Source organism: Gluconobacter albidus (assembly GCF_002005485.1).
In the GTDB taxonomy this organism is placed as follows: domain Bacteria; phylum Pseudomonadota; class Alphaproteobacteria; order Acetobacterales; family Acetobacteraceae; genus Gluconobacter; species Gluconobacter albidus.
In genome coordinates, this window is sequence record NZ_CP014689.1 from 473,144 (window position 1) to 499,910 (window position 26,767).

The 26,767-nt window shown below is 63.0% G+C and carries 21 protein-coding genes and 2 pseudogenes; 12 read left to right on the forward strand and 11 right to left on the reverse strand.

Annotated elements, in window-relative coordinates; all coding sequences use genetic code 11:
* Nucleotides 1-2 precede the first annotated feature (2 nt).
* Together A0U94_RS02045 and A0U94_RS02050 are read right to left on the reverse strand one after the other, a co-directional pair.
* The gene (locus A0U94_RS02045; RefSeq protein ID WP_062030466.1) at nt 3-1,256 is read right to left on the reverse strand and encodes an AAA family ATPase; all 1,254 of its coding nucleotides are present in this window, start codon (nt 1,254-1,256) and stop codon (nt 3-5) included.
* A 32-nt stretch (nt 1,257-1,288) separates the two neighbouring features.
* A complete protein-coding gene (locus tag A0U94_RS02050) occupies nt 1,289-1,912 on the reverse strand; it encodes a hypothetical protein (RefSeq protein ID WP_062108901.1) in 624 nt (207 codons plus the stop codon).
* 216 nt (nt 1,913-2,128) lie between these two features.
* Between A0U94_RS02050 and rimP the strand changes: the two genes are divergently transcribed.
* The 11 genes and pseudogenes from rimP (at nt 2,129) to A0U94_RS02100 (ending at nt 15,322) form a co-directional block, all read left to right on the forward strand.
* On the forward strand, nt 2,129-2,740 hold the full coding sequence (rimP, locus tag A0U94_RS02055; protein WP_062030356.1) for a ribosome maturation factor RimP: 612 nt from the start codon (nt 2,129-2,131) through the stop codon (nt 2,738-2,740).
* 34 nt (nt 2,741-2,774) lie between these two features.
* Entirely contained in the window at nt 2,775-4,328 is a 1,554-nt protein-coding gene (nusA, locus tag A0U94_RS02060; protein ID WP_062030354.1) for a transcription termination factor NusA, read from the forward strand.
* A complete protein-coding gene (locus tag A0U94_RS02065) occupies nt 4,303-4,980 on the forward strand; it encodes an RNA-binding protein (protein ID WP_077802295.1) in 678 nt (225 codons plus the stop codon). The genes nusA and A0U94_RS02065 overlap by 26 nt, the downstream gene beginning before the upstream one ends.
* Nucleotides 4,977-5,397, forward strand: a pseudogene (locus A0U94_RS16315) (translation initiation factor IF-2 associated domain-containing protein); the annotation flags it as partial. The gene A0U94_RS02065 and the pseudogene A0U94_RS16315, both read left to right, overlap by 4 nt.
* 173 nt (nt 5,398-5,570) lie before the next feature.
* Nucleotides 5,571-7,733: pseudogene (gene infB / locus A0U94_RS02070) on the forward strand (translation initiation factor IF-2); the annotation flags it as partial.
* Nucleotides 7,730-8,158, forward strand: a complete 429-nt coding sequence (rbfA, locus tag A0U94_RS02075; protein ID WP_198945518.1) for a 30S ribosome-binding factor RbfA — start codon at nt 7,730-7,732, stop codon at nt 8,156-8,158. The pseudogene infB and the gene rbfA, both read left to right, overlap by 4 nt.
* Nucleotides 8,159-8,256: 98 nt before the next feature.
* The gene (gene truB, locus A0U94_RS02080) at nt 8,257-9,258 is read left to right on the forward strand and encodes a tRNA pseudouridine(55) synthase TruB (RefSeq protein WP_077802297.1); all 1,002 of its coding nucleotides are present in this window, start codon (nt 8,257-8,259) and stop codon (nt 9,256-9,258) included.
* Nucleotides 9,218-9,487 (forward strand): 30S ribosomal protein S15, encoded by a 270-nt coding sequence (gene rpsO / locus A0U94_RS02085; RefSeq protein ID WP_011253110.1) that lies wholly within the window; start codon nt 9,218-9,220, stop codon nt 9,485-9,487. The genes truB and rpsO overlap by 41 nt, the downstream gene beginning before the upstream one ends.
* 212 nt (nt 9,488-9,699) lie before the next feature.
* Nucleotides 9,700-11,850: a polyribonucleotide nucleotidyltransferase gene (gene pnp, locus A0U94_RS02090; RefSeq protein WP_062030348.1), complete on the forward strand. Its 2,151-nt coding sequence runs from the start codon at nt 9,700-9,702 to the stop codon at nt 11,848-11,850.
* A gap of 65 nt (nt 11,851-11,915) precedes the next feature.
* Nucleotides 11,916-13,334, forward strand: a complete 1,419-nt coding sequence (locus A0U94_RS02095) for an NAD(P)H-dependent flavin oxidoreductase (RefSeq protein WP_062030346.1) — start codon at nt 11,916-11,918, stop codon at nt 13,332-13,334.
* On the forward strand, nt 13,334-15,322 hold the full coding sequence (locus A0U94_RS02100) for an FUSC family protein (protein ID WP_062108911.1): 1,989 nt from the start codon (nt 13,334-13,336) through the stop codon (nt 15,320-15,322). Before A0U94_RS02095 ends, A0U94_RS02100 begins: the two co-directional genes overlap by 1 nt.
* 52 nt (nt 15,323-15,374) lie before the next feature.
* On the opposite strand, the gene A0U94_RS15835 is transcribed toward A0U94_RS02100, so the two are convergent.
* The 7 genes from A0U94_RS15835 to A0U94_RS02135 all read right to left on the reverse strand — a co-directional run bounded on the left by A0U94_RS15835 (nt 15,375) and on the right by A0U94_RS02135 (nt 22,525).
* Nucleotides 15,375-15,842: a hypothetical protein gene (locus A0U94_RS15835; protein ID WP_077802298.1), complete on the reverse strand. Its 468-nt coding sequence runs from the start codon at nt 15,840-15,842 to the stop codon at nt 15,375-15,377.
* Nucleotides 15,839-16,783, reverse strand: coding sequence for a VOC family protein (locus A0U94_RS02110; RefSeq protein ID WP_233142517.1), 945 nt, complete (start codon nt 16,781-16,783; stop codon nt 15,839-15,841). Before A0U94_RS02110 ends, A0U94_RS15835 begins: the two co-directional genes overlap by 4 nt.
* A 172-nt stretch (nt 16,784-16,955) precedes the next feature.
* The gene (locus A0U94_RS02115) at nt 16,956-17,375 is read right to left on the reverse strand and encodes a DUF1489 family protein (RefSeq protein ID WP_077802299.1); all 420 of its coding nucleotides are present in this window, start codon (nt 17,373-17,375) and stop codon (nt 16,956-16,958) included.
* 27 nt (nt 17,376-17,402) lie between these two features.
* Nucleotides 17,403-18,491 (reverse strand): nucleoside hydrolase, encoded by a 1,089-nt coding sequence (locus A0U94_RS02120; protein ID WP_077802300.1) that lies wholly within the window; start codon nt 18,489-18,491, stop codon nt 17,403-17,405.
* 36 nt (nt 18,492-18,527) lie between these two features.
* Nucleotides 18,528-19,691: a radical SAM family heme chaperone HemW gene (gene hemW, locus A0U94_RS02125; RefSeq protein ID WP_077803791.1), complete on the reverse strand. Its 1,164-nt coding sequence runs from the start codon at nt 19,689-19,691 to the stop codon at nt 18,528-18,530.
* 11 nt (nt 19,692-19,702) lie between these two features.
* Entirely contained in the window at nt 19,703-21,730 is a 2,028-nt protein-coding gene (locus A0U94_RS02130; protein ID WP_062030337.1) for a potassium transporter Kup, read from the reverse strand.
* Nucleotides 21,731-21,844: 114 nt separating this feature from the next.
* Nucleotides 21,845-22,525, reverse strand: a complete 681-nt coding sequence (locus tag A0U94_RS02135) for a YggS family pyridoxal phosphate-dependent enzyme (RefSeq protein ID WP_408735613.1) — start codon at nt 22,523-22,525, stop codon at nt 21,845-21,847.
* A 75-nt stretch (nt 22,526-22,600) separates the two neighbouring features.
* Between A0U94_RS02135 and A0U94_RS02140 the strand changes: the two genes are divergently transcribed.
* Complete coding sequence (locus A0U94_RS02140) at nt 22,601-23,959, forward strand: RsmB/NOP family class I SAM-dependent RNA methyltransferase (protein WP_077802302.1); 1,359 nt, start codon at nt 22,601-22,603, stop codon at nt 23,957-23,959.
* A 46-nt stretch (nt 23,960-24,005) separates the two neighbouring features.
* Here the strand turns inward: A0U94_RS02140 and A0U94_RS02145 are convergent, their stop codons facing one another.
* Together A0U94_RS02145 and A0U94_RS02150 are read right to left on the reverse strand one after the other, a co-directional pair.
* Entirely contained in the window at nt 24,006-25,052 is a 1,047-nt protein-coding gene (locus A0U94_RS02145) for an aldo/keto reductase (RefSeq protein ID WP_077802303.1), read from the reverse strand.
* Nucleotides 25,053-25,140: 88 nt separating this feature from the next.
* Nucleotides 25,141-26,766, reverse strand: a complete 1,626-nt coding sequence (locus A0U94_RS02150; RefSeq protein WP_077802304.1) for an ATP-binding protein — start codon at nt 26,764-26,766, stop codon at nt 25,141-25,143.
* Nucleotide 26,767 lies beyond the last annotated feature (1 nt).

Here is a 26,767-nt window from a genome sequence, read left to right on the forward strand (position 1 = left end):
GATCAGTGACTCACCCGACCGAGCTGGGCTTCGGAATCGCTGGCGATTTCCGTGATGACGGTGCCGTCGTCCTGCGTGACGAGGCGCACGCGCTTGGCGCCCTGCTGACGCGCAACGATCAGGCTTTCGCTGACCATGTCCTCGATGGAGCGGACGAGATCGCGCGCGCTGGCGCCGGTGCCAAGGTTCTTCTGCTTGACCATGACCTGGAACAGGACACCGGCGTCGATGCCGCCGGTTTCGACATGCAGGCCATAACCTTCGATCATGGCTTCGATTTCAAGTGCCGCGACGCGGGCAAGGTCCAGCCCACGCAGGGCGCGGAAAATGAAAATCCGGTCCAGACGGTTGAGGACTTCCGGAGCAAAGCCGGATTTGCGCAGGGCTTCGACCGACTCGGCACGCATCTTTTCGGGTTCGTTGGCGAGACGATCGGCGATTTCGGTCAGGGCTTCGGTGGCGATGTTGGACGTCAGCATGAAAATCGCGCGCGTGGTCGAGACCTGCTCGCCGGTGGAGGCTTCCGTGACGTGGCCATCGTTCCAGGCGGTGAGGAACTTCTTGAAGACGTCCGGGTGGGCCTTTTCGATTTCGTCGAGCAGGACCACGGCGTCCGGATGATCCTTGAGGCCTCCTGTGAGCTTGCCGAACGTGTCGGAGCCGACATAGCCTTTGGGCGAGCCGAAGAGCTGTGTTGCGGCATGGGCGCTGGACATCTGCGTCATGTCGAAATGCAGCAGGGGGCGTTCCATCTGCTTGGCCATCTGTTTGGCGAGGTAGGTCTTGCCGGTGCCCGGAGGGCCTGCGAGCAGGAAAATGCCCACAGGCTTGCCGCGGACCTGAAGGGCTAAGCGGCGGCGCATCTGCTGGGCGATATCCTCGCAGACCTGATCCTGTCCGATGACGCGGGCGCGGAGGGACGCGGCCAGTTCGTCGGCGTCGAGAACGGTTTCGCGCTGTTCGCGGGCCATGAGCTCTTCAAGGGCTCCGCGGTTCGTCAGACGGCTGAGAACATCCATGATGAGACCTTTCCTGCGGCGCAGTCCGCGACGCGCCAGTTTTTCGGCTGACGTTTCATACGCCAGCCCCGTGACTGCCAGAAGGGCGCTGATGCCTGCCAGCGGAAGATAGAAACGCCGTCCCCATTCGATGGCGGCCCACAGCCCGTTCAGCGACAGGTGTAGCATGACCGCGACCTGAATGACCGCCAGAATGAGAAAGGCGGCCATCATCAGCGGCATGGCCCGGTTGAGCATGGGCACGAGAGACTTGAACACCGGGCGGTTCCTTACTGGACGATCACATTGAGCAGGACGCGCTGGTCGAGCGTCGTCAGGGCAGGCAGGGCTTCGGGGCCGAGGGCCGTGAGGGCGCCGACGATGAGGGCAGGTGCATGCGGGATGCTGATAGGAGCAATGAGAATCTGTCCGGCTTCGACAATGGGGATGACGAGATGCTGGAACTTGCCCGTCAGGACAATACGCTGTGTCAGGCCGGAGACCGTGACGTCAATGCTCTGGCCGACGGCGCCCGACGCATCCAGCACAGGCATTTCCACGAGGCGCATCTTGCCGTCCTTCACAGCGGCTAGAATGCGGGCGCGGTCCGCCGGACTGAAGCCGCTTCTGGCAAGGGCGGCCGGAGCCTTGGCAGGTGGCAGCATCGAAAGCTGAACCGCGGCTGTCTGGGCAGCGGGAATGGCCGGAACGTTCTGGGATGGCGGCGCCATCGCAGGCGCGGGGGGTGTGGCCGTGTTGTGGGTGTAGAAAAAAGCACCCGCACCGACGGTCAGGGCCGCGATCAGGCCACCTCCACCCCACAGAGCCCGGCTCCGGGAAGCGGGATCGGCGGGCAGAGGTTGCGGGCGCGGTTCGGGGCGCAGTTCCGGTCGGGGCTCGGGCTGGACAGTCATTTCAGAACCATCTCACTCCCGACAGCGTCCGAAGACAAGGGCTTTCGGGGCATCGGAATGTAAACAAATCTTTCGACTCGCCCAATGGACAAGGCCTTCAGGAATAAAGGGATTTGCGTTCCTCTTGCGTCTTGAGAGGAGGTGACTTACATAAGGCACATTCCATTCATCTTCCGCTCATTTGGGGGGTGGCCCTGACGGGCCGCCTTTTTTGTCTTGTCTCAGCAGCACGCCTCTTCCGACATCGAACTGCCTCACCTTACGGGGCTGGAAGCCCGTATCGCGGAACGGATCGCGCCGACCTTGGCCGATCTGGGCTACGAACTCGTGCGTCTTTCGGTGCTGGGGCGCGATACCCCGACGATCCAGATCATGGCAGACCGTGCGAACGGTTCCCTGATTTCAGTGGAAGACTGCGAACAGATCAGTCACGCCGTGGGCGCCATTCTGGACGTTGACGATCCTATCCCCGGTGCATGGATGCTGGAAGTGTCGTCCTCCGGGATCGACCGCCCGCTGACGCGCGCCAAGGACTGGGAACGATTCGCAGGCCATCTGGCGAAGGCGGAACTGGACGTGCCGCTCAATGGCCGTCGCCGTTTTTCGGGGACCGTCATGGGCGCGCGGGACGGCAATGCCCTCATCCGCCTGGATGACGGAACCGAGGCGGTGCTGCCGTTGGTAGATATCCGCAAGGCCCGTCTGGTCCTGACCGATGCGCTGATCGAGGCGAGCGCTGCTCTTGCAGGGCTCGATCCTGAAGGGGAAGATGGCGGCGAAGCGCGCCAGGCGCCCAAACTGAATCCGAAAAAGCCGGGAAAGAAGTGATGACCCGTCTCATGCTGGCTGGAGGTCCGATCTGATGGACACGTCTGTTACACGTCCCGAACTGCTGCTGGTTGCCGATGCAGTCTCCCGCGAGAAGAATATTGACCGCGAGGAAGTGCTCGAAGCGATGGAGCAGGCCATCCAGAAGGCTGGCCGCGCAAAGTACGGGCATGAAAAGGACATCCGCGCGACGATTGATCGCAAGAGCGGTGAAGTCCGTCTGAGCCGCTGGACCGAGGCGGTCGAGCAGGTCGAGAACGAAGACACGCAGATCCCGCTGCATATCGCCCGGAAGTTCCAGCCGGAAATCAAGGCTGGCGAGCATCTGGTCGATCCGCTGCCTCCGATTGATTTCGGCCGTATCGCCGCGCAGACCGCCAAGCAGGTCATCGTGCAGCGCGTGCGCGAATATGAGCGCAAGCGCCAGTACAACGAGTTCAAGGACCGCGTGGGCGAGATCGTCAACGGGACCGTTAAGCGGACTGAGTACGGCAACCTTATGGTGGAGATCGGCCATACCGAAGCTCTGCTGCGTCGTGATGAGCTGATCCCCCGCGAATCCTTCCGCAATTCCGATCGTATCCGCGCCTATATCTATGATGTGCGTGATGAGCCGCGCGGTCCGCAGATTTTTCTGTCCCGCACGCATCCGGCCTTCCTCGCCAAGTTGTTTGCGCAGGAAGTTCCGGAAATCTACGACGGAATCATTGAAATCAAGGCTGTGTCCCGTGATCCGGGATCGCGCGCCAAAATGGCCGTGATTTCGCGCGATGCCGCGATTGATCCGGTCGGTGCGTGCGTTGGTATGCGTGGCTCCCGCGTTCAGGCTGTCGTGGCCGAACTGCAGGGCGAAAAGATCGACATCATTCCCTGGAGCCCGCAGGCCGCGACGTTTGTCGTCAATGCTCTGGCTCCTGCTGAAGTCAGCAAGGTCGTGATGGATGAAGAAGCAGGGCGTGTCGAAGTCGTGGTTCCAGATGAGCAGCTTTCGCTCGCCATCGGTCGCCGTGGACAGAACGTGCGTCTCGCCAGCCAGCTGACCCGCTGGGACATCGACATCCTCACGGAAGCCGAGGAATCGGAGCGCCGTCAGGAAGAGTTCCGCAAGCGCTCCTCGCAGTTTGTCGAAGCGCTGGACGTCGATGACGTGATCGCGGGCCTGCTGGTGACGGAAGGCTTCCACACCATCGAGGAACTGGCCTACACCGAGCCGGGCGAGCTGAACGATATCGAAGGCTTTGACGAGAGCGTGGCTGAAGAGCTCATGCATCGTGCCAATGATTATCTGGCCAGCAAGGAGCAGGCTCTGGACGACCAGCGCAAGGCGCTGGGTGTTACGGACGATGTGGCCGAGCTGGGAACCTTTACGAACCAGATGCTGGTCACGCTGGGTGAGAAGGGCGTGAAGACGCTCGATGATCTGGCCGATCTCGCAGGTGACGAACTGGTGGAGATCCTCGGTGACGAGGCCATCGACGAGGATGCCGCCAATGAGATTATCATGGCAGCCCGTGCACACTGGTTCGATGGTGAAGAAGCCGACTCGGTAAAAACGGAAAACGATGACGGGGAGTCGACCGACGTCTGATCTTTCTGATACTGATAATGGTCCCGTTCGTGGTGCTCTAGGGCGTCGCGGCTCGGAGCGGCGATGCATCGTAACGCGAGAGCAGAAGCCGCCCGAACGCATGATCCGCTTCGTGGTCAGCCCCGATAACCGGGTTGTCCCCGACCTCGCCGGAAAACTTCCGGGTCGGGGAATGTGGTTGAGTGCCAGCCGGGATGTGTTAGATAGCGCCCGAACACGACAGGCTTTCGCTAGAGCGGCAAAAGCCCAGGTGACCGTACCGGAAAACCTTGCCGATCTTGTCGGTGGGGCTCTGGTGCAGCGGATGCTGGATGCAGTCAGTCTGGCCCGGAGAGCCGGTCAGACGGTCTGCGGGTTTCAGAAATGCCGGGAGTGGCTTACCTCCGGCAGGGTAGGGGTGGTGATCCGTTCGGAAAGTGCAAGTCCGGACGAATTTTCCAGACTGGTGTCGGGCCGGCGTTCTCTGCCGGTTGTGACAGTTCCCGATCGGGTCCTGGAATCGGCGTTCAGCCGGGACCGGGCGGTCTATGCGGTGATGGCGCCTGGTGCGCTGGCACAGCGCCTGATCGCCGAACATGAGAGATTTTCGGGAGTGGCAGGACGTCCGCTCCCAGACCCCGAAGGGGTCAGTAAGGAACAGGCGGAACTATGAGCGACGGCAACGAGCGCAACCAGGACGGAAACAACACCCCATCGCAGGGCGGCGAACAGACCAGAAGCAGCCGCCTGTCGCTTCGCCCCGCTGGACGGCCGGAGGTCGGGCGTACTGTGGATGCTGGCTCCGTGCGTCAGAGCTTCAGTCACGGCCGTTCCAAGGTCGTGCAGGTTGAAGTGCGCAAACCCAAACGCAATGCCACTGGCCCGGGCGCCGGTGCGGCGGCACGCGGTGGCCGGCCGGGTGGGCGTGCCCTGACGGCAGCCGAGCTGGCAGCCCGTCAGCGCGCTCTGGAAGGGCAGCGTCAGGCTGCGGCTGAAGAAGCGGCGCGGCGCGAAGAAGAAAAGATCCAGATCATGTCTGCTGCCGAGGCCGCGCGTCGCGCCGCCGAGGAAGAGCGTCTGATCGCCGAACAGAAGGCAGCGGAAATCGCTGCGTTGAAGGAAAGCGAGCAGCAGGCTGCACGGGAACAGGCTGCGGCCGAAGCCGCAGCACGTGCTGCGGAACAGGCGGCTGTTGAAGCTGCTGCCCGTGAAGCCGAGGAAGCTGCGCGTTCGGCTCCTCTGGACCCGCGCACGCATTCGACCGGTGGTGTGCAGCTTGCTGCCCCGGTTCAGCGTCTGCGTCCGCTCGCCGAGCGTGCCATCATGCCGCCGCGTCCGGTTCAGCCGTCGCGTCCGGCGCCTTCTGCCGCTCCTGCCCGTAATAACGAGACCCTGCATCTGCGCTCGGGTGCAGCGGCTGCTGGTGAAGAGGAGCGTCGTCCCGCGCCGCGCCGCAGTGGCCCGGGGGCGCCTCCGGCACCGCCGCGTCGTCCGTCGGCACCGTCCCGCAAGGCCGGTGGCAGCGACCGCCGCTCGGGACGTATCGACGTCCGTGCTGCGATCGAAGGGGATGACGACAAGACCCGTTCGCTGGCCTCGGTTCGCCGCCAGCGCGACCGTGAGCGTCGTCAGGCCGAGCTGGAGCGTCTGCGTTCCGATCAGGTCCGCGTCGTGCGTGATGTCATCGTGCCGGAAACCATCACGGTTGCCGAGCTGGCCAACCGTATGGCGTCCCGTCAGGGTGAAGTCATCAAGGCGCTCATGAAGATGGGTGTCATGGCAACGGCTGCCCAGAGCATCGACGGCGATACCGCCGAGCTGGTGGTCGAGGAATTCGGTCATCGCATCAAGCGTGTGTCCGAAAGCGACGTTGAAATCGGCATTGAAGGCGTTGAAGACAGCGCCGAGGAACTGCTGCCGCGTGCTCCGGTCGTGACGGTTATGGGGCATGTCGATCACGGCAAGACCTCCCTGCTCGACGCCCTGCGCACCACGGATGTGGCGGCAAGCGAAGCCGGTGGCATTACGCAGCATATCGGCGCGTATCAGATCACGGCCCCGTCGGGGAAGAAGATCACCTTCATCGACACGCCGGGTCATGAGGCCTTCACCTCCATGCGTGCCCGCGGTGCGTCCGTCACCGATATCGTGGTGCTGGTCGTGGCAGCCGATGACGGTGTGATGCCGCAGACGATCGAAGCCATCAAGCATGCCAAGGCTGCCAATGCTCCGATCATCGTGGCGATCAACAAGATCGACAAGCCGGGTGCCAATCCGAACCGTGTCCGCCAGGAACTCCTGAGCCACGAGATCGTGGTCGAGGAAATGGGTGGCGACACCCAGGACGTCGAGGTTTCCGCTCTCAAGCGGACCGGGCTGGATAAGCTGGAAGAGTGCATCCTGCTTCAGTCCGAAATGCTGGACCTGCGCGCCAATCCGGACCGTGTTGCCGAAGGTGTGGTGATCGAAAGCCGTCTGGATCGTGGACGTGGCCCTGTTGCCGCTGTTCTCGTCCAGAAGGGAACGCTGCGTCGCGGCGATATCCTGGTTGCCGGTTCCGAATGGGGCCGTGTCCGCGCCGTGCTCGACGATCGTGGTCGCCAGCTCAAGGATGCCGGTCCGTCCATGCCGGTCGAGGTTCTCGGCCTGACGGGTGTGCCGGGTGCGGGTGAGCCGTTCGTCGTTGTTGAAAATGATGCCCGGGCCCGTGAGATCAGCGAGTTCCGTCAGCGGAAGATCAAGGACAAGGAAGCGGCTTCGCAGGTTGCGGCCCGCGGAACCCTCGATCAGATGCTGGCCCGGATCCAGGCTGGTGTGCAGAAGGAAGTTGCCCTTCTCATCAAGGCGGACGTTCAGGGTTCGGCGGAAGCAATCTCCGCTACCGTGCAGAAGCTGGCCCATGAAGAAGTTGCGGTTCGCGTTCTGAACGCCAGTGTCGGTCAGATCACGGAAAGCGACATCCAGCTTGCCAAGGCTTCGAATGCCATCATCGTGGCGTTCAATGTCCGTGCAACCACGCAGGCCCGTGAACTGGCCCAGCGTGAGGGTGTGGATATCCGCTATTATTCGATCATCTATCAGGTGGCGGATGATGTGGAGCAGCTGGTCAAGGGCAAGGTCGCGCCGAAGCATCGTGAGAAGTTCCTGGGCTATGCCGAGATCCGTCAGGTCTTCAACATCACCAAGACCGGCAAGGTCGCGGGTTGCTATGTCACCGAAGGTCTCGTCAAGCGCGGCTGTGGCGTGCGTCTGCTGCGTGACAACGTGGTCATTCATGAGGGCGAGCTGAGCCAGCTCAAGCGCTTCAAGGATGACGTCAAGGAAGTGGCCCGCGGCTATGAGTGTGGTCTGTCGTTTGCGGGTTATAACGACCTGCGCGAAGGCGACATGGTCGAGTGCTATGAAATGGAAGTGATCCCGGCTTGAGTTCGCGTTCGAGACATGACCTGAAGGGCCCTGCCGGCGTCACCGCCCAGGGGCCAAGCACCCGCCAGCTCCGGGTGGCTGAAGAGGTCCGCCGTGTTCTGGCGGAGCTGTTCGCCCGGACGGAGTTCCGTGACCCGGAACTTCTGGATGTGCGGATCACGGTAACGGAAGTCCGCATCTCGCCGGATTTCAGGCATGCCACGGCTTTCGTGACGCGTCTGGGACGGAGCGACGTGGAGGTTCTTCTGCCCGCCCTCAAGCGGGTGGCACCGTTCCTGAGAACGGGACTTTCCAAGTCCCTTAATCTCCGGACGGTTCCGGAGATCCACTTCCAGCCCGATACGGCTCTGGATAACGCCATGGAACTCGACGAGATCATGCGGTCTCCGGAAGTCCGGCGGGATCTGGAAAAAGATCCGGAATAATTTTCAGAAACGCCCCTCCCGTTCGGTGAGGGGCGTTTTTTTTGCATTCCGTCCCTGTGCTGGTCTATCAGCGGCCTTCACAAGCAAGGACGGGATGTATGGGCAGGAAACGTGGACGCGATATCGACGGGTGGCTGATTCTGGACAAGCCGCTGGGTCCGACCTCCACGGATATGGTCAACAAGCTGCGATGGGCATTTGACGCGAAGAAGGCCGGGCATGGTGGAACGCTTGATCCACTGGCGTCCGGTGTGCTGCCGATTGCGTTTGGCAAGGCGACGCGGACCATTCCCTACATCATGGATGCGACAAAACGTTATCGCTTCACTCTGACCTTCGGGGAAAGCCGTACGACGGATGACCTTGAAGGCGAGGTTCTGGCGACATCGCCGAACCGTCCGACCGATGACCAGATCCTGGCCGTCCTGCCTGCGCTGACGGGCAATGTCATGCAGGTGCCTCCCGTGTTTTCGGCACTTCGGGTCGGGGGAGAGCGGGCTTATGACATGGCGCGCGCGGGTCGTCCGCCCGAGCTTCCGCCCCGTCCGGCACGGATCGATTCGATAACGCTTGTGGAACGTCCGGATGTGGATACGGCCGTTTTTGACGTGCAGTCGGGTAAGGGGGTCTATATGCGCTCGCTGGCGCGGGACATTGCGCTGGCCTGTGGAACGGTCGGGCATATTTCGGTGCTGCGGCGAACGAAGTGTGGGCCGTTCGATCTGGGTCACGCCCTGACGATCGATCAGATATCACTGGACAAATCGACTCAAACTGTGGACAACGCCGATGCTCTTCCGGCTCCTCTGCTGGATGCGGCGACCGCGCTGGTCGACATCCCGGCGCTGGCCGTCACCGATGCGGAGGGAAGGATGCTTGTCTGGGGGCAGTCGATAGACCCTTCGGACCTCGTGCATCCTCTGCCGGCATCGTCGCAGGGGGAGGACCACCTGTGGCGCGCGATGATCGGAGAGCACGTGCTGGGTCTGTGTCATGTCCGTCATGGGCGGCTCAGGGCAGCGCGTATGCTGGAAAACCACGAGTTTTTTGGAGAACACGATGTCGATTACCGCAGAACGCCGCACGGCACTGATTTCTGAGTACAAGCAGAGCGAGACGGATACGGGTTCGCCGGAAGTACAGGTTGCAATCCTGTCCGAGCGTATCGTCAACCTGACCGAGCACCTCAAGACCCACAAGAAGGACTTCCACTCCCGCCGTGGTCTTCTGATGATGGTCGGTCAGCGTCGTAGCCTGCTGGACTATCTGAAGCGCAAGGACCAGGCTCGTTACCAGAGCCTGATCGAGCGTCTCGGCCTGCGTCGCTGAGCTGATCTGTCCGGGAGCACGCTCCCGGACACCCCCGCCATCGCCTGTCCGGCGGTGCGGGTGCGCGACCGGCGTTTCAGGCCACATGGTGTCATGCCGGGGACTTCCCGCCATCACCGCCATGCCGTCCGAAACGCTGCTCCGCCACCTGCCGGACGCCCGGAGATGGTTTGCCCGGGGGATGGTTCCATCCTTAATTTGGGAAAACATGCATGTTTGATTATTTCCGCAAGGAAATCGAATGGGCCGGACGCCCTCTGATCCTGGAGACCGGCAAGGTCGCACGCCAGGCAGACGGCGCCGTCATGATCACATACGGCGACACGGTTGTGCTTTGCACCGCCGTTGGCGCCAAGAACGTCAAGCCGGGACAGGACTTTTTCCCGCTGACGGTCAACTACCAGGAAAAGGCTTACGCCGCCGGCAAGATCCCGGGTGGGTTCTTCAAGCGTGAAGGCCGTCCGTCCGAAGCCGAAGTCCTGAACGCCCGTCTGATCGATCGTCCGATCCGTCCGCTGTTCCCGGAGAACTTCCGCAACGAAGTCCAAATCACCGCAACGGTTCTGAGCTACGACAACGAGAACGATCCGGCACTTGTGTCGCTGATCGGCTGCTCGGCTGCGCTGACGCTCTCCGGCATTCCGTTCTTCGGCCCCGTTGCCTGCGCCCGTATCGGCCGCATCGACGGCAAGCTGGTCGTGAACCCTGTTCATGACGAACTCAAGGACAGCACGCTCGACCTGATGGTCGCCGGTACGGCCGAAGGCGTGCTGATGGTCGAATCCGAAGCCAGCGAGCTTTCGGAAGAGACGATGCTTGAAGCTGTCACGCTGGGTCACACCTCCTTCCAGCCCGTTATCGACGCCATTATCGCACTGGCCGAGCACGCTGCGAAGGCTCCGTGGGATCTGCCGTCGCTGACGAAGGAAGAAATCGCCCTTCGCAAGCGCGTCGAGAAGGTCGGCAACAAGCTGATGGCGGACGCCTACAAGGAACGTCAGAAGCAGGCCCGTTACAAGAAGGTTGCCGAAGCCAAGGACCGGATCAACGAGATTCTGGCCGAGGAAGGTCTGGACCTTGAACTTGCCAAGCCGATGCTCAAGGAGCTTGAGGCACAGGTCGTTCGTGGTTCCATCCTCAAGACGGGTATCCGGATTGATGGCCGTGATCTGAAGACGGTCCGCCCGATCCTGGCTGAAGTCGGCATCCTGCCGCGCGCTCATGGGTCGTCCCTGTTCACGCGTGGCGAGACGCAGGCCCTCGTGGTTGCAACGCTCGGCACAGGTCAGGACGAACAGATCATCGACGCGCTGGAAGGGGAATACCGTTCCAACTTCCTGCTGCACTACAATTTCCCGCCGTATTCGGTTGGCGAGTGTGGTCGCATGGGATCCCCGGGCCGTCGCGAGATCGGTCATGGCAAGCTGGCATGGCGCGCGATCCATCCGCTGCTGCCGACCAAGGAAGCCTTCCCGTACACGATGCGTGTGGTTTCCGAGATCACGGAAAGCAATGGCTCGTCTTCCATGGCGACCGTCTGCGGCTCGTCGCTCGCGCTGATGGATGCCGGCGTTCCGCTTCCGCGTCCGGTGGCTGGCATTGCCATGGGCCTGATCAAGGAAGATCGTGGCTACGCTGTGCTGTCCGACATCCTCGGTGATGAAGATCACCTCGGCGACATGGACTTCAAGGTGGCTGGTACGGCTGACGGCGTGACCGCGCTTCAGATGGACATCAAGATCACGTCCATCACGCCGGAAATCATGAAGATCGCGCTGGAACAGGCCCGCGAAGGCCGGATCCACATCCTTGGCGAAATGTCCAAGGCGCTGACGGAAGGCCGTTCTGACGTTTCGGGCAATGCTCCGAAGATCACGACGATTTCCGTGCCGAAGGAAAAGATCCGCGACGTGATCGGCTCCGGTGGCAAGGTGATCCGCGAGATCGTCGAATATTCGGGCGCGAAGGTCGATATCGGCGATGATGGCACCGTGACCATTGCTGCTGCGAACGACGAACAGGCCCAGAAGGCCATCTCCCGGATCGAAGGCATTGTCGCCGAGCCGGAAATCGGCCGCATCTATGACGGCAAGGTCGTCAAGACCGCCGATTTCGGCGCGTTCGTGAACTTCCTTGGTCCGCGTGACGGCCTCGTTCACATTTCCGAACTGGCTGAAGGCCGCGTTGCAAAGACGTCCGATGTCGTCAAGCAGGGTGATGCCGTGAAGGTCAAGGTCATCGGGTTTGATGATCGCGGCAAGGTCAAGCTCTCCATGAGGGTTGTCGATCAGGCTACGGGTGCCGATATTACGGAAAGCGTGGGGGCCAGACCTGGCCGTCCGCCCCGTCGCGACGCCGAGTGAGTGTTGGGGCGGGGCTCACAAGGCCCCGCCCTTTTTTTTCTGAGTTTCGGAGACAGCCAGTCCCCATGAAATCTATTGATACCCTCCGTTTTGGTGGTCAGGATGTGCTGCCTCTGATCGAAGGGGGCAAAGGTGTCTCCGTCTCTACGGGCGTCTCGGCCGGACACTGGGCCGCTGCGGGCGGGATCGGGACCATTTCTGCCGTCAATGCGGACAGCTACGATCAGGATGGTCATCCGGTTCCGCAGGTCTACCATGGCCGTACGCGCCGTGAGCGCCAGCAGGAACTGATCCGTTATGCGATTGACGGCGGTATTGCGCAGGCGAAGATCGCCCATGATATTTCAGGCGGCAAAGGCCGGATTAACGTAAATATCCTGTGGGAAATGGGTGGGGCCGAAGAGGTCATCATCGGGATTCTCGAAGGTGCTCCGGGGCTGGTGCATGGCGTGACGTGCGGTGCGGGGATGCCGTATCGCCTGTCCGACATCGCGGTTCGTTTCGGGCTTCCCTACTATCCGATCGTGTCTTCGGGACGCGCATTCAACGCCCTGTGGCGCCGTGCGTACGGCAAGGCGCCGGAACTGCTGGGTGGCGTGGTTTATGAGGATCCGTGGCGTGCGGGTGGTCATAATGGCCTGTCCAACACGGAAAATCCGCTCTCTCCGGAAGATCCCTATCCGCGCGTTCTCGAACTGCGCCGCGTCATGCGGAACTACGGTCTGGACGAGACCCCGATCATCATGGCGGGTGGCGTCTGGCATCTTGAGGACTGGCAGGACTGGATTGGCAACCCGGAACTCGGGCCGATTGCGTTCCAGTTCGGGACCCGTCCGCTTCTGACGCAGGAAAGCCCGATCCCCGATGCGTGGAAGCGCCGCCTTCTGACGCTGAAGAAGGGGGATGTGTATCTCAACCGCTTCTCCCCGACCGGGTTCTATTCCTCGGCCGTCCGCAACAGCTTCCTGCAGGATCTGTGCGACCGCTCCGAGCGTCAGGTGCCGTACAGCCAGGAAACCGGTGATGGCTACGAGGCGTCCTATGGCGTCGGTGCCCGCAAGCGCGAAGTGTTCGTGCCGGCGGCCGATCGTCCCCGGATTGCCGAATGGGAAGCCGCAGGCTTTACGGAAGCTCTGCGGACGCCGGATGATACGCTGGTATTCGTGACGCCGGAAAGTGCCCGCGAGATCCTTGCCGACCAGACGGCCTGCATGGGATGTCTCTCGCAATGCCGGTTCTCCAACTGGATGCAGCGCGAGCCCTATACCAACGGCCAGAAGGCTGATCCGCGCTCTTTCTGCATCCAGAAGACGCTCCAGACCATTTCCCATATTCCGACTGGTGCGGATGAGGATGATGTGGTGGATCACAATCTCATGTTCGGCGGCACGAATGCGTGGCGTTTCGGAACGGACCCGTTCTACGCGAATGGCTTTGTCCCGACGGTCGGCCAGCTCGTGGAGCGTATCCTGACCGGTCGCTGATGGCCTCCGACCCGCCGCTTTCCCGCCAGACGTCAGCATCCCGGGCTCCTCAGGGCCGGGAGAGACCGCTTGAGTTCCTGAAGCAGTTTCTGGCGCGTCATTCGGTTCCTGTTAGTCCGGAGCAGATTGCTCCGGCGGAAGGGAGCCGGGCGGCGGTGGCGACGGTCGTGGCGCTTCTCCCCGCGATTTATGAACATCAGGCCGTTCTGGCCTGGGCTGGCTTTGCCGCCTTCTGGAGCTGCCTGATCGAGCCGGGCGGGACAGCGCGCGAACAGTTTCGCATTCTTGGACTTTTTACAGTCTGCGGCGCGATCCTCGGGGGCGTGACCTCCCTGATTGCGGTGTACCCGCTCTGGGGGGTGCTGCCCTGGCTGGTTGTAACCGGCCTGATGGTGGGAATGTCCCGGGCGCTGACACCGTCCCTGGCGCTGCTCTGTGCGTTGCTGGGCTGTGTCATGCTTGCGGGCACGGGCTTTCCGGCACAGACCCTTCAGGACGCTGGCGTGATCGCCTTGGCGTTTGGAGGAGGCGGCCTCTGGGCTGCATTCCTGTGTCTCGTTGTCTGGCCGCAGCATCCCTATGCTCCCGCACGTCGGGCCGTAGGAGCCTGTTACCGGCTGCTTTCGGTCATGGCAGGGGAAATTGCGGCCGGACGGCTTCAGGAAACCGTTCATCGGCAGAATGTGCGTGCGGCGATTGAGCGTGCCCGTGGGATGGCGCTTCAGATTGATGCCGGGCATGCGAGTTATGGCATGCGCGGGCGCCTGATTGCCTCGCTCGCCGGGGCTGAACGCCTGTTTACGGCGATGCTGGCCGTGGAGCACCTTGTCGAGACACGGGGGCTGGATTTCGAGGCGCGGGGTACGCTGGCCGCCTTTTCCTCTCTCTGCCAGCACGCGAGCGATGCGGCCCTTGAGCCCATGCCGGATCTTGAACATCTCGCCGCAGAAGGGCTGGCACTTGCGGGGAGTATTCCTGCAACGGCCGGGCCGGTTGGCGAGCTCGTGGCGACCAGTGCCCGGACGCTGGGAACGCTGGCCGAGGGGCTGGCTCAGAAGGCGCGTCTGCCGTTCGATGGAGATCTGCCACGTCATGTGGCGCGCCTGACACCGACGATCTGGCAACATGCGCTGCGCCTCGTGGTCGGGCTTTTGGCCACCTATATGACGAGCTGGTGGCTGGAGCTGGATTTCGGCTTCTGGGCGCTGGTGGCGCTGTTGCTGGTGGTCCAGCCTTCCGGGCAGACGACGCTGGTGCGGGCCCTTGAGCGTGTGCTCGGGACGCTCGGTGGTGGTGTCCTTGCACTGTTGTTGACGCCGTTCCTGCCGGGATCGGCGCAAATGCTGGTTGCCGTGGCGGCCTTCGTGATTGGCGCGATTGCCATGCGTGCGGTCAATTACACGATGCTGGTGGTGTTCATCAGCGCTCAGTTCATCGTTGTGACCGAAATGCTCATGCCCTCGCAGGGCGTGGCCTGGATGCGGATGCTCGACAATACGCTCGGTAGTGTCATCGGGCTCCTGTGTGCTTTCACGGTCTGTCCGCAGCGGCGGGGGCAGGACATGGACGACCTGTTGCAGACGGCCGTGGTCGGCAATCTGCGCTATGTGGCGGCTGTGCTCAAACGGGAAGATCCCGTTATGACTGATCGCGTCCAGCGTCAGGCCGGAATTGATACGACACGGGCGGAATTCGCCAGAGGCTCATTGCCTGTTCTGGGTGGAGTTTCGGCTGTGGGGGAACGCGCGACGCAGGCTCATGCGCTGCTGCGGGCGCTGCGCCGTCTGAGCGGAGAGGCAACACTGCTGCGGTTTGATATTTCAGCAGGGCTATGCGAAGGCGATGTGCAGGCCGGGGAGCGCTGGAGCGCTACGGCGAAGGCTCTGGAGGCAGGCGCTCCCTTCGACGATATTGCCCGGAAGGTCGAAAACGGCGATGTCATGGCCGAGATCGCAGCTCTGGAGCGTGCAGGCCGCAAAGCTGACTGATGCCGGAGGCGGTTGTACGCCTCCGGTTTTTTGTGCCCGTGAAGGGAGACGCTCAGCGACGTCCACCGGGGCCATGACCGTGACCGCCCGGACCGCCGCCATGGTTGCCGCCGCCCATGCCTCCGCCTCCCGGCCCTCCGCCTCCCGGCCCTCCGCCTCCCGGCCTTCCTGGTCCCGAACCGCCCCCGGGCCTTCCGCCGCCGGGTCCATTTCCGGGTCTACCCTGTCCGCCCGGACCATGACCGGGGCCTCCAGGTCCGGGACGGAAACCGGGAGGCCGCCGCCCTGGTCCACGTCCGGGATAGGGGCCGACGCCATAACCCGGTCCCCATCCCCATCCGGGGCCCCACGTGCTGCCCCAGCCGCGGTTATAGGTGCTGCTGTAATAGCCCCCGCCGCCATAGTAGCTGCCGTATTGGCCGGGGCCGCCGTATTCATAGTCACTGCAGCCCGACAGAACTCCCAGAAGGCAGAGCGCTCCACCGAGGCGGAGGAGGGATTTTGTTGTCCAACGGGTCATTTCGCATCTCCTGCCGCGCTGGGATCATGCCATTCCATAACGCCGAAGACGGCGCCGCTCGGGTCGGCGAGGACGGCGATCATGCTGTTCTGATGATCGGGATGGGGCTGCACGAGAACACGTCCTCCGAGCTGCACGGCTTTTTCGGCGGTACTCCCGACGCTGTCTACCTGTACGAAGCCGATCCAGCGCGCGCTGGCATCCGGCGGCAGGCGGGCTGGCAGGGGGTTGACGGTCGCACGGGCGATGGACTGTGAATCCAGAATGTAGCGCTGGTGTGTGTCGGGAGGGGGCGCGTCTTCAACCTGATAACCGAAGAGCTTCTGGTAAAATCCGGCGCTGGTTGCGGGGGCGGGAGTCAGGATTGCATTCCAGATCCAGTCCCCCTGAACCGTGGCGTCCGTATCGTCACGGTCACCATGAGGGGCATGCAGAGCGGCAAAAAGTCCGCCCTGCGGGTCGGCAATGATGGCCTGTTCGCCGCGGCCCGGAACGATGGTCGGACGATATAGCACTTTGCCTCCCCACTGTAGCGAGGCTTTGGCCACTGTTGGAACGTCGAGTGCCGAAATGAACGGAAGCCAGAGTGGCTGGGGCGGGTTTTCCGTGTCGGGCAGGGGGCGCTCGACCAGTCCGGCTACGACATGGCCGTTGACCAGCGCCTCGGCGTAATGGCCGCGCGAGACGGGGCGGTCCTGAAAGGTCCAGCCCAGCAGTGCGCCATAAAAAGCCTTGGCTTTGGCCAGGTCGGGCGTTGTGAGCTGTGTGTAGACGATCTTGCCGGGCAAGGTTTTTGAAATGGCTGCTGGCGTCTCAGCGGTGTCTGCCGTCTGGGCAAGCGCATCGGAAGCGAAGACTGTCAGGCCTAAGCCAAGGGTGAGGGCTGCCGACAGCGTGACGGCGGCCGTGCCGGCTCGGAAAGGGTGGGAAAAGGGCGGCAAAGGCGGCACTCCTTCTGTTCGGATCTGCACGGAGCGCCTTCGGGACGATCGGCAGGTCGGAAGGGGAACGTCCTGTGGCTCCCCGTAATAAGGGCATGACGTTTCATGTCCCATTCCGTTCCCGGAATGCAGCAAAAATGTGGCGCGGCCCTGGGGGGCAGATCCTGAGGGGTCAGATCAGGGCGAGTTCGGCCAGCTCCTTGCGGAGCCGGGGTGGGAGACCGGCAATGCCGTCCTGACCGAGGCTGCTGCCAAGATCGGGCGGGGCGTCCTTGGGTTCCAGATAGCGCCAGCCCTGAAAGGGGCGCATTGGCCGCGGCTGCACAGGGATGATCTCGTCGGACACGACGATCAGCGTGCCCGTGCTGCCATCCGCGCGCTGGGCACTCTCCAGCCCGATGATGGGCTGGCGGCACAGGACCATGCCGTCCATCACGCGATACAGTGAACCGCCGTCCAGAACCTCCTCGGCCCGTTTGGGCATGGTGCGGGTCTGGACGGTGGCGTGGCCGTTGATGCGGTAGTGGTTCAGCCGTTCGCGCAGGACTTCGATGCTCGGGCAGCCGACGGCCAGTTTGATGATGTTCAGCATAGGTGTCGGATGCCCTCCTGCAAGCTCTTAGTGCGTGCCCATGGCGTTCTGGGACTGCGAGACGAACTCGTTGATGAAGCGCGCCTTGTCGATGGACTGCACGATCTTCACCTTCCGCAGGCCCATGCCCTTCGGCGCCGTGGAATCCGGCCAGATATGGGCGTGACCGTAATCCATCCCGTGGTCGATATTGACGTCCATGATGGCCGTGACGGATGTCGTGATCAGTGTCGGATCAACGGCGATGGCCGACGTCAGTTCATCCCACAGCGGCAGGGGCGCCTGATACTTTTTCAGATAGTCCGTGACGGTGGTGTGCTTCGCGTCGATCCGGTCTGCGAGTTCGGGCGTCATCATGATGTCGTTCGAGACGTTGCCGACGCAGGTGATGGCGGCCCATGGTGCGGTCAGGGCAATGCGGGCAGCTTCGGGGTCCATGATCAGGTTGAAATCGGATGCAAAGTCGGCGTTGCCGGTGACGGACATCATGCTGGCATCGAGCAGGCCGCCCATGAAGACGAGCTGTTTGGCTGTCTCGGCGAAGGTCGGGTCAATCCGGATGGCGAGGGCGAGATTCGTCAGCGGGCCTGCTGCAATGACCGTGACCTGATGCGGATGGGCGTGGACCTCGCGGATCAGGAACATGGCGGCCGGCAACGCATCGGCGGCGGTATGGGGCGCGCCTTCGGGCAGTTTGCCGACGGGAGGCTGTGTGGCCGGGACGTGTTCGATGGAGCCGAGGCCACCCCATGCACCCTTCCAGGGAATGATTCCGAACTGCTGTTCGCGCAGTTTCGTCTCCGCGACCGTGTTGACCAGCGGCGTGGTGGCGCCATCGGCGACCGGGATCTGTGTCTGGCGGGCGATTTCCAGAAAGCGCAGGGCATGCGCCGTGCCCGCGTTCTCCCAGTCATCGCCGACGACGGAGGTCAGGCCGAGCAGCGTCACGCCCGGGCGGTTGAGCAGGGGAATGATGGACTGGATGTTGGAGCCGCCCGGACCGAGGAAGTCGTTGTCGAGCACGACGTAATTCGGAGCAGGAGCAGCCGTCGCAACGGAAAGCGGGGCGAGTACGGTGCAGGCAGCCAGAAGGGCAGAGAGAATGGATCGGCGCATGGTCTCTTCCAGATGGATTAAGACCGGATCATGCCCTCAAGTGACGAGGCGCGCCAGTATCGCTTCAAGACGAAGCCGTCCTTCGCCGGTTGCGCGCAGGATACCGCTGTCCCGTTCGAGGTAGTTTTCCTCGATGCAGGCTTCAAGCAGGGCAGGGTCCACACAATCCATAAGTGCGCGGCCCGTGCGGGCGGCGAAGGCCGCTTCGTCGATGCCTTCAGACAGGCGCAGGCCCATCAGCAGGGCTTCGCGGCCTTTTTCTTCCGGCGTGAGCAGGGTTTCCTCGGTACTGCCGGAGCCGGTCTTTTCAACCCGGTCGGCCCAGGGTTCGGGCGCACGGTGACGGCGGGTGGCGTACAGTTCGCCGTCCAGAGTCAGGCGTCCATGAGCGCCGGGGCCGATGCCGATATAATCCGCATAGCGCCAGTAGGTCAGGTTATGGCGGCTTTCGGCGCCGGGGCGGGCGTAGTTCGAGACTTCATAGGGCAGCAGGCCGTGACGGGCGGCGATGTCGCCGGTCAGGTCATAGAGGCGGGCGGCGGTGTCTTCGTCGGGCAGGGTCAGTTCGCCGCGACGGTGCATGGCTTCGAACTTCGTGCCGGGCTCGATGGTGAGCTGGTACAGCGACAGGTGGTCGGCCACGAGCTCAAGCGCCGTATTGAGCTCGTCCGTCCAGTCGGCATCGCTCTGGCCCGGGCGAGCGTAGATCAGGTCGAAGGAAATGCGCGGGAACAGGGTGCGGGCGGTTTCGAGCGCTCGAATGGCCTGAGTGGCGGAGTGTTCGCGGCCGAGCTTGTGCAGCGCATCGTCCCGCAGGCTCTGCACGCCGAGTGAGACGCGGTTGACCCCGGCCTGACGGAACGCCGCGAATTTTTCGGCCTCGACGCTGGTCGGATTGGCTTCGAGCGTGATTTCCAGATCGTCCTGTGCGTCGAACAGGCGGTGTGCGTCTTCGATCAGGGCCGCGACGGTTTCGGGAGCCATGAGCGAGGGGGTGCCACCGCCGAAAAAGATCGAACGCAGGGGGCGTCTGACGCCATCGCGGGTCAGGCGGGCGGCGTCATGGGCTAGTTCACGACGCAGGGCTGCGGCGAAGCGCTGCTGCGGGATCACGTCCCGGACATGGGAGTTGAAATCGCAGTAGGGGCACTTCGCCAGACAGAACGGCCAGTGAATGTAGAGGGAAAGCGGCTCGGCCAAAGGACGGGAGGTCAAATGGCGATCCGGACGCCGAATTCCACCACGCGGTCAGGCGGGATGCGCAGGAACTCGGTCGTGGAGGCCGCATTGCGCTGGAGCAGGAGGAAGATCCACATGCGCCAGAGCTGCATCTTCGGCACGCGGGAGCGGACGACGAGTTCATGGGACGTGAAATAGGAGGCCTGAATGGCGTCGAACGCCACGCCGAGCGCGTTCAGTTCCAGCAGGGCGCGGGGCAGGTTGGGCATCTCCATGAAGCCGTAGCGGACGATGACGCGGTGAATGTTGGGGGCCAGTTCCTGAACGATGGCGCGGTGGCCGCGCTCGGCTTCCGGCTGGTCGAGGTTCTGGACCGTCACGAACAGGATGTGATCGTGCAGGACCTTGTTGTGTTTGAGGTTATGCAGCAGCGAATTCGGCACGATGTCAGGGTTGGCGGTCAGGAAGACGGCCAGACCGGGAACACGGATCGTGCGGGACTGCGGCAGGCGCGCAAGGAAGGAGCCCATCGGCATGGAATCCGCCTGCTGGCGGGCGGCGATGAGGCTGCGGCCGCGCTTCCAGGTGGTCATGATGATGGTGCTGATGATGCCGATCGCGAGTGGGACCCAGCCGCCATCGGGGATCTTGAGCACGTTCGCAGAGAAGAAAATGCTGTCCACGATGAAGAAGAAGCCAAAGACGATCGCGACCGTGGCGGTCTTCCATTTGAAGACGCGGCGGAATACCACCATGGCCAGCACGCAGGTGCACAGGAATGTTCCCGTTACGGCGATGCCATAGGCTGCGGCGAGGGCCGACGACGTACGGAACGACAGCACCAGAACCAGCGCGCCGAAGGCCAGGATCCAGTTCAGAGAGGGCAGATAGATCTGCGCTTCTTCCGATGCGTTGGTGTGCATGATGCGGGTGCGGGGCAGGTAGCCGAGCTGGATGAGCTGGCGGCACAGCGAGAAGCTGCCCGAGATGCCGGCCTGCGAGGCAATCACGGTTGCGAAGGTCGCAAGGATCAGCATCGGGATCTGTGCCCAGTGCGGCACCAGCAGATAGAACGGGTTGGACAGGGCATGCGGATTATGGATCAGCAGGGCGGCCTGTCCAAAATAGTTCAGTGTCAGCGACGGCAGGACGAAGAACAGCCAGGCCTTGCGGATCGGGGCGCGCCCGAAATGACCCATATCGGCATAAAGCGCTTCCGCACCTGTGACGGACAGGACGACCGAACCGAGTGCGATGAACGACAGGTAGCCGTGCATGATGATGAATTCGAGCGCGAAGGTCGGCGACAGGGCGAGCAGGATATGGGGGTAGAGCAAGATCCCCTTGACGCCGAGAATGGCGAGAACCGCAAACCATGCGACCATGATCGGCCCAAAAGCCTTGCCGATCTTGCCGGTTCCTAGCACCTGAACCGAGAACAGGCCCACCAGCACGATCATCGCCAGCGGGATGATGATGTGGCTTGCCGAGGGCACGGCGGTTTCAATGCCTTCCACGGCCGAGAGCACCGAAATGGCCGGGGTGATGATGCTGTCGCCGAAGAACAGGCAGGTGCCCGCGATGCCCACGAGGCCGAACAGCCATCGGAAATGCTGCGACTTGCAGACGCGCTGGGCGAGGGACATGAGGGCGATGATGCCGCCTTCGCCATCATGATCGGCCCGCATGATGAGGATGACATATTTGATGGTGACGATGAGCATCAGCGCCCAGAACGTCAGGCTGGCAAGGCCCATGATCTCCCAGGGCTGTGCGGGTGCCTTGGGGGAGCTGACAATGCTGACGGAGGATTGCAGCGCATAGAGCGGGCTTGTGCCGATATCGCCGTAAACCACGCCCAGAACCGTGAGCAGCGCGCCCATGCCTGCGGGGCGCTTGTGGCTGGAGCCGTCGTTTTCGCCGCCGATTTCGTGGGTATGGCCGTCCGAACGGGCCTGCTCGATCGTCTGGACGATGTCGCCGGAGTCGTTGGGAATCCCTACGCCATGAGGAGAATTGGAGGCGCGGTCACCGTCATGTTCAGGCATTGCTGGTTCCATTTACGGGCGTCAGTAGAGTGCCGTCATCTCCTGTCGCAGCACTCGTCAAGCGCGCTCCACATCACGGCAACTTCCCCTCATGACAAGATTTCTGCGACGGACGCAAGCCGTGCGTCAGGATTGTGGCACGGGACGGCTCCCGAAAATGGCGCTTCCCACCCGGACGAGCGTCGCGTTTTCGGCAATGGCGGTTTCAAAATCGGCGGACATGCCCATCGAGAGCACCGGAAGTCCGTGGCGTTCGCCCGTTCTGCGCAGGAAGCGGAAATGGGGTGCGGGATCTTCGTCCTCGGGGGGGATGCACATCAGGCCACGGATTTTCGGGCCGAATTTTTTAAGACAGGCTTCGATGAATGCATCGGCTTCTTCGCGGGGAATACCGGATTTCTGCGGTTCGTCGCCGGTGTTGACCTGAATGAGAAGCTCGGGGAGGCGCCCGGCTTTCTGCGCGGCTTTTTCAATGGCGTCTGACAGGGACGGGCGGTCGAGGCTCTCGATCATGTCGGCGATCTGGCAGGCTTCGAGTGCCTTGTTGGTCTGAAGGCCGCCGATGATGTGCAGGCGCAGGTCCGGAAAATGGTCGCGGAGCTGCGGAAACTTGGAGGCGGCTTCCTGCACGCGGTTTTCGCCGAAAAGGCGCTGACCGGCTTTCAGTGCCGCTTCGACGCTCTCGATCGGGTGGAATTTGCTGACGGCCACGAGAGAAACGTCCGCCTCCGGGCGCCCGGCTTTTTCGCAGGCCTGAGCAATACGATGACGGATGGCGGCGAGGTTTTGGGCAATAAGATCGGACATGCCTGAACAAGACGCCATTGCGTCCGTGGCCGCAAGATGCGATTTCGGCAGGATGCGAGAGATCGATAGCCTGTCATGACCCAGCCCCCATCCAACAAGCCTCCCCGTAATCCGGCCTCCGGAACCCGGAACGGTGCGCCACGCCGTCCCCAGGGCCCGTCACAGGGGAGCAGGACGCCGCAGCGCCGTCCTGCGCCGGACCCGACGCGCGACCTTGCGTTCGATATCGTGTGCGGCGTGGTCGAACATCGCCGGATGCTGGAGACGACGCTGGATCGCGCGGGGCAGGGACTGGACCCGCGGGATCGCGCGTCAGCCCATCGTCTGGCGGCGACAACCCTGCGTCATCTCGGCAGCATGACCGAACTGCTGCAGCCGCTGCTGCGTCGCGAGCCGCCCGAGCCTGTGCGGTGCGCGCTGCTGATGGGCGTGGCGCAGTTGCTGCATCTTGAAACGCCGCCTCATGCAGCAGTCGGCACGATTGTGGATCTGCTGCGCCGTCGCGGGCTGGCACCTTTCGCGGGGCTGGCCAATGCCGTGCTGCGACGTGTTTCGCGGGAAGGGCAGGAGCTTCTGGATGGTCTGGACGTGGACCGGCTGGATGTGCCGCCCTGGCTGTGGAGTGCCTGGGGCAAGCGGGCACGGGCGATTTCGCGCGGCCTGCATCGTGAGGCCCCGCTGGATCTGACGCTGCGTCCGGGAGCAGTCGCACCGGAGGGGGGCGAATTGTTGCCGACAGGGTCCGTCCGCTATCCGGCCGGGACGCGGATCATGGCGCTGGAAGGGTTCGAGGACGGCGCGTTCTGGGCGCAGGACGTCGCGGCGACGATGCCGGTGAAGCTGATGGGAGACGTGGCAGGCAAAACCGTTGTGGATCTCTGCGCGGCTCCGGGCGGCAAGGCGGCGCAGCTTGCGACGGCGGGTGCGCAGGTTGTGGCGGTTGAGCGTGAGGAAGCGCGGGCGAAGCGGCTTGAGGAAAATATCGCGCGGCTGAAGCTCTCGGCGAAGACGGTTATTGCGGATGCCGCGACATGGCGCCCGGACGCTCCGGTGGACATGGTTCTTCTGGATGCGCCCTGTTCCGCGACGGGCACGCTGCGTCGTCATCCTGATGTGTTGTGGATTAAACGCCCGCGGGACGTGACGGCGCTGGCGGAAGGTCAGGATGCGCTGATCGACGCCGCGCATCAGATGCTCAAACCGGGTGGCGTGCTGCTTTATGCCGTCTGCTCGCTTCAGGACGAAGAAGGTCCGGAGCGGATCAAGGCGGCGATTGCGCGCGGTGGCTGGAAGTTCGATCCGTTCTCGGAAGCGGAACTGGCCGATATGGCCGTTGCCCGGACATGGGACGGGATGTTCCGCACCCATCCGGGCCTTTGGAGCGAACTTGGCGGCATGGACGGTTTCTTTGCCGCGCGTCTGATCAAGGTCTGAGTCCGGTCGGCATCGGGAATGTTTCCCGATGCCTGATCTGCTGCCTTCAGGGGGCAGGGTTGGAATGGACCTGATGGATGGCGTTGATCTTTTCTTCCAGCTCGGGCGTGATGATGACATCCGTCGCGCCGAGAAGGGTGCGGAGCTGATCGATGCTGGTGGCGCCAATGATGTTGGACGTCACGAACGGGCGTGAGGTCACGAACGCAATCGCGAGCTGAACAGGGTCGATCCCTTCCTCGCGGGCCAGGGCGTGATAGGCCGTGATGGCATCGTCAACGCCGGGCTTCTGGTAGCGCTGGCCACGGTCAAACAGCGTGGTGCGGGCCCCGGCGGGGCGGGCGCCGTTCAGATACTTCCCCGTCAGGTAGCCCTGTGCGAGCGGGGAATACGCCAGCAGTCCGACCTTCTCGTGCAGTGCCATTTCGGCAAGACCGATTTCGAAGGTCCGGTTAATCAGGTTATAGGCGTTCTGGATGGAGGCGACGCGCGGCAGGCCCGTACGGGAGGCTTCCAGGAATTTCGAAACGCCCCATGCGGTCTCGTTGGAGAGGCCGACGTGGCGGATCTTGCCTTCGTTTACAAGATCGCCGAGCACGCCGAGTGTATCTTCGAATGGAACGGCAGAGTCTTCTGGCAGGTCGCGGAAGGTCGTGCCACCTTCGCCGAACAGACCCACCTTCCGGTCGGGCCAGTGGAGCTGGTAAAGGTCGATGTAATCGGTGCCGAGGCGGCGCAGGGAGCCTTCGAGCGCATAGCGGATCTGGCGCGGGGTGAGGCGTGCTTCTTCGCCATCGGGGCGGAACCACGGCATGGCCGTCCGTCCGACGACCTTGCTGGCGATGACGAGGCGGTCACGGCCGCCGCGTGCCTTCAGCCAGCTTCCGATAATGGTTTCGGTTGATCCCTGCGTCTCTGCGCGCGGCGGGATGGAATAAAGTTCGGCGGTGTCGATGAAATTGATGCCGTGGTCCAGCGCCATATCGAGCTGGGCGTGGCCCTCGGTTTCGGTGTTCTGCTGACCGAAGGTCATGGTGCCGAGGCAGATTTCGCTGACGGCAATGCCGGTGCGGCCAAGTTCACGCTGTTTCATGGAAAAGACCTGATCAGAAAAATGGGGAAGCCCCTAGCATGGACAGAGCCGGGCCATTGATCAAGGCGGGGCCGTCTCCACCCCCCGCTTATGGGGCCAGCGTGACGATGACGCGCAAGCCACCGGCGGTCCGGTTTTCAAGGCGGACATCCCCACCCTGACCGTGCAGGATGGTGCGGGCAATGGCGAGACCAAGGCCGGTTCCGCCCGTCTCCCGGTTGCGGCTGCTCTCGATGCGGACAAAGGGTTCGAACACGCGGTCCAGCTCGTTTTCAGGCAGACCAGGACCATTGTCCTCGATCAGGATGCGGACCGCATTGCCTTTCTCGCCGGGGCGGGTGGCCGGAATGAGCGTGACATGCGCGTTCCCGCCATATTTCATGGCATTGAGGATCAGATTGTTCAGGGCGCGTTTCAGCGCGACCGAACGGGCCTTGATGCGGACGGGTACGTTAGGCGGTTCGTAAAACAGGTCGTCCGCCTTGTCCGGCAGGCTTTCGGCAGCTTCGTCCATGATGGTCTGGAGCAGGGCGCGCAGGTCCAGTGTGACGATGGGCTCGGCAGAGGCGCTGTCGCGTCCGAAGGCCAGCGTGGCGGAGACCATGGCTTCCATCTCGTCCAGATCGGCGAGCACCTTGTTGCGCAGTTCGTCGTCGTCGATGAATTCGGCGCGCAGCTTCAGGCGCGTGATGGGGGTACGCAGATCATGGCCGATGGCGGTCAGCATGAGTGTGCGGTCCGTCACGAAACGGCGGATGCGCGTGGCCATCGTGTTGAAGGCAATGGCCGCGCGCCGGATTTCGGAGGGACCGTTTTCGGGCAAGGCCGCTGTGTTGACGTCCCGGCCCAGTGCTTCGGCGGCATTGGCGAGTGTGGTGACGGGTGCGATCAGGCGCCGTGTGGCCCAGACGATCATCGCACTGCCGGCAATGGACATGACGAGGAACGCGATCAGAAAGGTCGGCGATCCGAACGGGTTGGGTAGAGGGGTGACGAACCGGACGACGATCCAGCAGTCCCGGTCCGGCAGGAGGATCGAAGTGGAGTGGGTTCGCAGTTTCTGGCCGATCAGGACCTTGCGCGGATAAAGCGATGACGGCAGCAGCGCCCACCGTACGAAGGGCGGCATGTCGCGATGGTGCACGCTCCCTGGGAAGCGGGGGCCTCCTTCCATCGGGGGAGGCATATGGCTGTCCATCGGGCTCCCCATTGGACCTGCCATGGGGCCACCCGGAGGCGTACCGAGAGAGCCGGGGGGCATGTGGAAATCCGGCCCGTTCATGCCGGGTTCGGGAAAACCCGGTGGTCCCATGTGTGGGGGCATGCCCGCACCGGGATGGGGGCCGTTTTCGTCCATCATGCCGGGCTGGGGAAAGCCGTCGCGCGGATGGTGCAGGAAAGGGGAGGATACTTTCGGCGGGAGGGGAATTTCATGCCCCTCAATCAACGGGTCCGGCTGCTTGAGAAGCAGGACCGTGACGTTGGAGGGGATGTGCAGGTCTTCGATCGCATCGTGACGGTCAGCGGGGCTGGCTTCCGCGACCGTGCGGTAGATCGAAAAGACCTGCACCTGTTCTTCATGGACCTGGCTGCGCTCTTCCAGATCGAAGCGGTCCAGCGCGTGGATGGCCAGTCCGGCGGCTTCCACGATGGCAAGCCCCACGATCAGCAGAAGGCTGGTGCGGGTGACGAGAGATCGCGGAAGGATGTGCATT

Coding starts and splice junctions, on each gene's coding strand:
- A0U94_RS02045 (WP_062030466.1), bottom strand. CDS start 1,256: ATGCTCAACCGGGCCATGCCGCTGATGATGGCCGCCTTTCTCATTCTG.
- A0U94_RS02050 (WP_062108901.1), bottom strand. CDS start 1,912: ATGACTGTCCAGCCCGAGCCCCGACCGGAACTGCGCCCCGAACCGCGC.
- nusA (WP_062030354.1), top strand. CDS start 2,775: ATGGACACGTCTGTTACACGTCCCGAACTGCTGCTGGTTGCCGATGCA.
- A0U94_RS02065 (WP_077802295.1), top strand. CDS start 4,303: ATGACGGGGAGTCGACCGACGTCTGATCTTTCTGATACTGATAATGGT.
- truB (WP_077802297.1), top strand. CDS start 8,257: ATGGGCAGGAAACGTGGACGCGATATCGACGGGTGGCTGATTCTGGAC.
- rpsO (WP_011253110.1), top strand. CDS start 9,218: ATGTCGATTACCGCAGAACGCCGCACGGCACTGATTTCTGAGTACAAG.
- pnp (WP_062030348.1), top strand. CDS start 9,700: ATGTTTGATTATTTCCGCAAGGAAATCGAATGGGCCGGACGCCCTCTG.
- A0U94_RS02095 (WP_062030346.1), top strand. CDS start 11,916: ATGAAATCTATTGATACCCTCCGTTTTGGTGGTCAGGATGTGCTGCCT.
- A0U94_RS02100 (WP_062108911.1), top strand. CDS start 13,334: ATGGCCTCCGACCCGCCGCTTTCCCGCCAGACGTCAGCATCCCGGGCT.
- A0U94_RS15835 (WP_077802298.1), bottom strand. CDS start 15,842: ATGACCCGTTGGACAACAAAATCCCTCCTCCGCCTCGGTGGAGCGCTC.
- A0U94_RS02115 (WP_077802299.1), bottom strand. CDS start 17,375: ATGCTGAACATCATCAAACTGGCCGTCGGCTGCCCGAGCATCGAAGTC.
- A0U94_RS02120 (WP_077802300.1), bottom strand. CDS start 18,491: ATGCGCCGATCCATTCTCTCTGCCCTTCTGGCTGCCTGCACCGTACTC.
- A0U94_RS02130 (WP_062030337.1), bottom strand. CDS start 21,730: ATGGAACCAGCAATGCCTGAACATGACGGTGACCGCGCCTCCAATTCT.
- A0U94_RS02135 (WP_408735613.1), bottom strand. CDS start 22,525: ATGTCCGATCTTATTGCCCAAAACCTCGCCGCCATCCGTCATCGTATT.
- A0U94_RS02140 (WP_077802302.1), top strand. CDS start 22,601: ATGACCCAGCCCCCATCCAACAAGCCTCCCCGTAATCCGGCCTCCGGA.
- A0U94_RS02145 (WP_077802303.1), bottom strand. CDS start 25,052: ATGAAACAGCGTGAACTTGGCCGCACCGGCATTGCCGTCAGCGAAATC.
- A0U94_RS02150 (WP_077802304.1), bottom strand. CDS start 26,766: ATGCACATCCTTCCGCGATCTCTCGTCACCCGCACCAGCCTTCTGCTG.